Genomic DNA, 6786 nt, shown 5'->3' on the forward strand with positions numbered 1-6786 from the left:
CCGATGACGACCGCGCCCCGCCTGCGGCACTGTTCACGCTGCGGCCATCGGCTCGCCGCCGACAACGCCGGGGCGATGTGCAGCCCCTGCCAGAGCGCCGCCCTCGACGCCCAGGCCCGGCCGCCGGCCGTCCCACCGGAGTTCTGGACGCTCGACCAGATGCGCGACGCCCTGGCTACCTGGCATATGGGCCGGGTGATCTATGCCTACCGCCACCACCCGCACCACGGCTACACGCTGCCCCAGGAACTGGTCGGCACGTGGCTCGGCCTGACCCAGGCCCAGCTCAGCCGCATCGAGAACGGCTGCGCCCCCGAAGAACTCAGCAAGCTCATCCGCTACAGCCAGATTCTCGGCATCCCGGCCGAGCTGCTGTGGTTCGACCTGCCCGGCGAACCGCGTGCCCGGCAACCAGCCCAAGCCCGTCCGCCGATCTTCCTGCCGGTCGTGGTGGGCGGCCGGGAGATCACGCTGCCCATCGACGCCGAAGTCGCCGAGACCGCCGGCCTGAACCGCCTGATCACCAGTGCCGGCCGTGCCTCACTGGAGCGCCGGGCTGCCCGCATCCTGCCCTTTGCCGGTGTGGACGAGCTGCGGCACATGGCCGCCGCGCTGGAGGATGCCCGTCGCTACCTGGACGGTTCGGTCGTCGGCTCCTTCGCCCAGCAGCTCGAGCGTTGCAAGGGGGACGACGGCCGGCTCGGACCGCTGCGTGTCCTGCCGATGGTGCTCGGCATCCTGGGCGCAATCCAGCAACACGCCCGCGACGTCCGGCCGGCGGCGCGGCGGGGACTGCTGGCGGTTGGCGCGGATGGTGCGGAGTTCGCTGGATGGCTGTACCGGGATTTACATGATCCGCTATCGGCGGCCTACTGGTACGACCGCGCCATGGAGTGGGCGCAGGAAGCCCAAGATGCCCCGATGCAGGCATACGTGCTGGTCAAGAAGTCGCAGATGGCCTACGACGGCCGCGACTTGGCCCGGACGTTGGCCTTGGCCGAAGCCGCCAGCCGCGTGTGCCCGGCCGCGCCGCCATCTGTCCAGGCTGAGCTGTTGCAGCAGGAGGCCCTGGCCCTGGCGACGCACGGCGAACCGCTGCCCGTGATCGAGCGCAAGCTGGACGCTGCCCGCATGGCGTTCGGTGAAACCGCGCCGGATGATGATGCCACTGGTCTGCATGTCGCCACCGCCACGCTGCAACTGCGTGCCGCCGCTGTCTACACCGAGGCCGGGATTCCTAACCGGGCAGCCGGGATCTTCGCGGACATCCTGGCGGGGAACAGCCTGTCCCGCCGCGACACCGGGCTGTTCGGGGCGCGTCGGGCGGCAGCGCTGGCCCTCAGCGGCCACCCGGATGACGCCGCCGCTGTCGGCCTCGACGCCTTGCAGATCGCGCGGGCAACCAGGTCGGAACGTACGACGGGCATCCTGTCGGACGTGGCCCGGACGTTGATGCCCTGGCGCTCCCGTCCGGGGCCGCGGGAGTTCCGGGAAGCGATGTTGGCGTAGCGAGTCGCGTATGTCCAGCTACCTGGGTGAGTTCCGTGGATGACTTCTGGTCAACAGCGCATACGGGCTGAATCCGAGGATGGGGCGCACTAGCCCGTTTCATCAACGGATGGCCAACTTGACTATTGTTTGCGTAATGCATCGGATCTGACGCTCAGTGCATGGTCCAGTTCAGGTGTGGAGGGACTACCCAGCGCGGCACAAGTTGTAGAAATCGGGTCAAGGAGGCCGGTCTGCGCTGTAGGCATCACCCGTCGTGGTCATTAGTTCAGACTCGTCCGCGCCGCAGCACGGCACGCACACCAGCAGTGCCTCGCCCAAGAACCGCGTCATCAGCGCCGCGCCGTTCAGCGCCGCTGTCTCCGAGCCGTGAAGAGTTGCGGGTACGCTCTGCCGCCGAGGCGTGCATCGGCCTGATCGCCAGCTCCAGTCCTCAGGAAGTCGTCATCGGGCGCGCGACCGAGTACGTGAGTGACGAGACATGGCAGCGGCTTACTCGTAGCTGGTCAGGACGCCGGTGCAGTGCCCTTGCCAAGCTGGCACGGACCATCCTGGATGCGCAAGACCGGCTTCGGGAAGGGCTGGTTGAGGTCACCGACCGGACGCTTAAGCTGCTCAATCGCTCCTCCGTCGAGCGGCAGTTCGCGGCAGAACTGGTGAAGCGGCTGCCGCTGCCGGCGGTCGGCGAAAACTTGATCGCCGCCGCGCGGGGACTCCAGGTGACCGGCATCGTCGTGTGCGTGGCAGCAAGTCGCCCGCTGACAGAGTGCGCATGCTTCACCGACGTCGTGCGCGTGGAGGGCCAGGCCAAGGTCAAGTTTTTGATCACAGCCGGGATGGCGGACTGGGCGGGGTTGGGGACGATCGACGCCCGCTGAGTGCCCTCGTCGTTCTGCTGCGGCATGGTGCTCGGGGCGGAAGCGTCTGGCGCCTCTGCCACTGGTCCGCGTACATGAACAGCGCGACGGCAGCAGCCGCCGAGGAGATGACCTGGCTGTGCGGCAACGGGGCGCCGATGGCCTGCGGGTGCTGGACTGGGATCTCCCACGCGGCGACCGGCCTTGGCCAAGGCCGACTGTTCGCCAGAGGATGGCCATGGCCGACGACCGCGACGCCGAAGGAGGAAGGAGGCCATGCCCGTGCACGAGACCGTGACCTCGCTTCACACGCTCGATGGGCTGCACTTGGCCGCGACGCTGGCGACGCCGGAGGCGGCTGCGGAGCGCGCCGCAGTCCTGGTCCACGGCGGCGGTGTCACCCGTGAGGAGGGCGGTTTCTTCACCCGGCTGGCCGCCGGGCTGGCGGATGTCGGTGTGGCGTCGCTGCGCTTCGATCTGCGGGGGCACGGGGAAAGCGAGGGCCGGCAGGAGGAGCTGACGCTGGCGTCCATCCTCAACGACATCCGGGTTGCCGTGGCCACCGTCCAGGAGGCCACCGGCGTCGGCCACGCGACCTTGCTCGGCGCGAGCTTCGGCGGCGGCATCTGCGGCTACTACGCCGCCAAGTGCCCGGCGGACGTGTCCCGGCTGGTACTGCTCAACCCGCAGTTCAACTACAAGTGGCGCACGATTGACAGCCGGCCGTACTGGCATGACGATCACATAGACGACGAGGCTGCCCGGACGCTGAACGAGCAGGGGGCGATCACCTTTACGCCGACCCTCAGGCACGGCCGGCCGATTCTCAACGAGGTCTTCTGGCTGCGGCCGGACGAGGTCATCGGTGAGATCGCCGCGTCTACGCTGGTGGTGCACGGCACCAAGGACACCCTGGTGCCCATCGAGTCCTCGCGTGCCGCGATGGCCAGGTTCACGGCCGACGCCCAGCTGGTGGAGGTCGAAGGCGCGCAGCATGGCTTCGCCGTCCACGACGACCCGCAGTACCTCCAGCCGCAGAGCCAGGAGTGGCAGGCGTTCGTGATCCGAACCGTGGCGGAGTGGGTGACCGCCGGGGCATAGGGATTAGCAGGCGTTTGAGATTCTCTTCCCGGTAACCGTGGGTGATCCCAGGTGGGGCGCGCAATCTGGCCGCGAGGTGTGCGCTGGGCGTGCGTTCGCGGGGTTTCGTGACCTGGCGGGTGGTGATCGTGAGAGCTCTGGAGGATGTCGCGACAGCGTACCTATCCCTCGGATCTGACGGATTCTCCGTCTTCGCCACGGACGCCTGGCCTACCCCGAGCTGCCGGGCGAGCTGGGTCTGGGTGAGATCCGCCGCCCGGCGGATCGCGGACAGTCCCCCACGGGCGTAGTAGGCAAGCTTGGCGCCACGGCCGGCTTGCGCCGCCCCTGCGCAATCGCTGCCACCAGCCGGTCCCGCGCGGTCTCGTCGTCGACACCGAACAGGTCCACCGACACGATCTGACGCAACAACCCTGGCCGGTCACAGTCCTCGACCCGCACCACCAGCAGTAATCGTCGCGCGCCCGCCGGATCGGCCGCCCACACCGCCTGCCACTCCTCCGTGGCAAACGCCGACCTCAGATAGGCGGCCGACAACACCACCACCGTGCGCCGATCACCAGCCAGTGCTTTCTGCATCTCACCGACGAAATGCGAGCCCGGCCCGAAATCCCACGCCTGAATCAGCGCCTCATGCCCGGCCGCCTCCAACGTCCACGCGACCCATTCCGCCCACCGGACGTCGACACCCGTATACGACACGAAGAAACGCTGCGGCGCCTCGATGGATCCCCCGTCGGCCATATCAGCAGCATCCCACTCCCAAGCCCGCCACCTGCCGACGACTCCCATGATCACCCATAAGAGGCCCGGACGTTCTCCCCGTAGTGTGACGGCACCGCCATCCGAGGCACGAAGCTCTGATCATCCGCCGGCCGCCACAGCAGCCGTGCTACCGACGTACGTGCCGTCCGGGAGGACGCCGAGTGATCGTGGTCGACACTAGTGGCCGCCGCCGGAAGTTCGCCCTTTCACGATCTGCATCAGTCGGGCAGCTGCGTGGGCGAGGGGGATGACCTCCTGCTCGATCCGGCGGAATGGGGTGGGGCCCGCGGTTGCGATGGTGTTGTACGCGGTGGCCTCGGCTTCGGTCAGGTGCGGCAGGGCCGTCGGTGACGGCTGGATGGGACGGCCCGCTTGGTCATGGTTAATGCCGTGGCGGGCGTAGCGGTGCAGGTCTGTGGCGTCCATGAGGATGGAGGTGACGGGCTTCGCTGGCGCGCCGTCTGGGAAGGGCTCGGCTAGCGCGGCGCGAAACTGGTCGAGGATCGCGTACCCGTCGGCGTCGATGTCGCCCCAGTAGACGACGTGGTCCGCGGTGCGGATCCAGGGAACGTTCGCCAGCAGGGCGGCTGCGGCTTTGCCGCCGCCCTCGACGACGATGGTGTCCCTGACTGACGGGAACCAGAGGCGGGAGTCGCGGTTCTCGACAACGAGGACCACGCCTGGCCGGTAGGCGATGTCGTGCGTGTCACCGGTGGTCCAGGCGTCGTGCCTGCGGCGGCCCGACGCGGCGTGGTCAGGATCGACATACGTCAGGTGCATGACGGCCAGCCGGGGCCTGACCTCGTCTCGGACATCGCGGCCCGCGACGTCGCGCAGCAGCGCGCCGTGGGTGTCAAGCCATTTGGTGTGCATACCGGGGACCGGGAGCTGCCGCAGCGTCCAGGCGCCAGCATCGGGGTGCTGGTGTAGCCAGGTCACGGCACTGAGCAGTACCTCCACGTCGTTGGCCTGGAGGCGGTAGACGGCCCGAAGCGTCGCCGGGGTGAGGATCGCGTCGGCGGACCGCAGCGCTGACGCGAGCGCATGGGCACGGCTGATGTCCACGGCCGGTGGCGCGGCGCTGGTACGGGCGTCGGTGACGAGCGTGACGCCACCGTCCATGTCCGCATGGAGCATGGCAGGGAAATCGCCAGCGACTCCTCGGATGGTCACCGCTTTGCGAACGAGTTCCACGCCGGTAGGCAGTCGTTCGGAGAACTCGCGCCACCGCATGTGCCACTCGTACCAGGCGGCGTATCCGAGCCGCTCGACAGCCTTGCCCGTCGACACACCGGGGCGGAGCGGAACGGAGAACACGACGTGGTCGCCGACGCCATGCTCCGCGCACACGGCTTCCGCCCACTTCTGATCGAGCTTTCGGCGGACGGCAGCCGCTGCGTCCGTCGGGGTGACGAGCGCGCTCATGCGTCCGGAACACCGACCAGGGGCTTCGCCCAGGATCGGCCCTGGGCATTCTTGAGGATCAGGTACTCGGCGTCCACGTGCGGCTCGATCGCGCTGTGCTTGTCGTTGGGAGCGCCGATGACGAGCTGGAAACCGAGGCCGCGCCACGCGCCGATAGCCCGACCAGTGAAGTGCGCGTCCGCTTTGATCAGCGCCTCGTCGAGGAAAACGGGGGCGTAGCGGGGGCGGTCGGCGCCGGCATCGCCCAGCTGGTACCGCAGCGCGGCCCCGACGATGAACGCGACGAGCTCCTGCGACTCACCCCCGGACTTCTCGCCGATGTGGTCGTACACGGCGACGTGCCCACCGTCGAGATCGTGTTTCTCGGCGCTGATCCGAACATGGTTTCGTACATCGACAAGGTCGGCGAAGTCGGGTGCGGTGCGCCGGATGCGGTTGATCACCTTGGCCATCCGATGATAGGCGCGGTCCCGGTCGGCCTCCGTTGCCGCCTGGTCGAGGAAAGCGCGGACGTCACGCAGGTCCTTGCGGAACCGGGCGCGCACCGTGGAATGGCTCTCCTGCGGGTCGATGCGCAGCCGGTGCCTGTCATCGGCGAACGGTAGTCCGGCGAGGATGCGGTTGACCGGATCGATCCGGTCGCGGATCTCCCGTACCGCGGCGGCGAGCTCGCTGTCCAGGCCGGTCAGGTCATTGCCGGACAGGGTGAGCAGGCTGTCCCGCCACTCGGCCTCCAGCTCGTGCAGTCCGCTGGTCTCCAGGTCGGCGAGCAGACGCTCGAAGTCGCGGTAGGAGTCCTCCGCGTCGGTGCCGAGGTTCGGGTTGGGCCAGCGCTCGACGAATGTCGAGAACGTGTCGTGCAGGGCTTTCTTCGACCGGCTGATCGTCTCCGTCGCGGCCTGCTGGCCGGTACGGAGCCGCTCACTGGCTCGTTTCACCGCCCCGTCGAACTCCGCGAGCGCCTCCGCCGGGGCGGTGCCCTCCGGTCCGCTGTCGAACAGAGTCTCCAGGTACGCCTGCTGCTCCTGGCTGACCTCGGCGCCTGCCGCGGCGGCCGAGTCGAGTGCCAGCTGGGCGCGGCCGACCTCGTCGGCCATCGACCGCTGGGACTCACCGAGTACCGTTACGT

6 protein-coding genes are annotated in these 6786 nt (G+C 68.6%); 3 read left to right on the forward strand and 3 right to left on the reverse strand.

Annotation, left to right across the window (positions count from 1 at the left end):
* The 3 genes from MJ785_RS09975 to MJ785_RS09985 all read left to right on the forward strand — a co-directional run.
* Positions 1-1509, forward strand: a 1509-nt coding sequence (locus MJ785_RS09975) for an XRE family transcriptional regulator (RefSeq protein ID WP_370652913.1), incomplete at its 5' end; no start/stop codon positions are given.
* A 377-nt stretch (positions 1510-1886) separates the two neighbouring features.
* A complete protein-coding gene (locus MJ785_RS09980) occupies positions 1887-2387 on the forward strand; it encodes a hypothetical protein (RefSeq protein WP_239380546.1) in 501 nt (166 codons plus the stop codon).
* A 255-nt stretch (positions 2388-2642) separates the two neighbouring features.
* Positions 2643-3467, forward strand: coding sequence for an alpha/beta hydrolase (locus MJ785_RS09985; protein WP_239332014.1), 825 nt, complete (start codon positions 2643-2645; stop codon positions 3465-3467).
* Between the two features lie 210 nt (positions 3468-3677).
* Here the strand turns inward: MJ785_RS09985 and MJ785_RS09990 are convergent, their stop codons facing one another.
* The 3 genes from MJ785_RS09990 to MJ785_RS10000 form a co-directional block, all read right to left on the reverse strand.
* Positions 3678-4211, reverse strand: a complete 534-nt coding sequence (locus tag MJ785_RS09990; protein ID WP_239310699.1) for a toll/interleukin-1 receptor domain-containing protein — start codon at positions 4209-4211, stop codon at positions 3678-3680.
* A 198-nt stretch (positions 4212-4409) separates the two neighbouring features.
* A complete protein-coding gene (locus tag MJ785_RS09995) occupies positions 4410-5657 on the reverse strand; it encodes a Wadjet anti-phage system protein JetD domain-containing protein (RefSeq protein WP_239380547.1) in 1248 nt (415 codons plus the stop codon).
* A partial coding sequence (locus MJ785_RS10000) for an SbcC/MukB-like Walker B domain-containing protein (RefSeq protein ID WP_239380549.1) occupies positions 5654-6786 on the reverse strand: 1133 nt, incomplete at its 5' end. The genes MJ785_RS10000 and MJ785_RS09995, both read right to left, overlap by 4 nt.

The organism is Protofrankia sp. CiT1 (assembly GCF_917627335.1).
Taxonomy (GTDB): domain Bacteria; phylum Actinomycetota; class Actinomycetes; order Frankiales; family Frankiaceae; genus Protofrankia.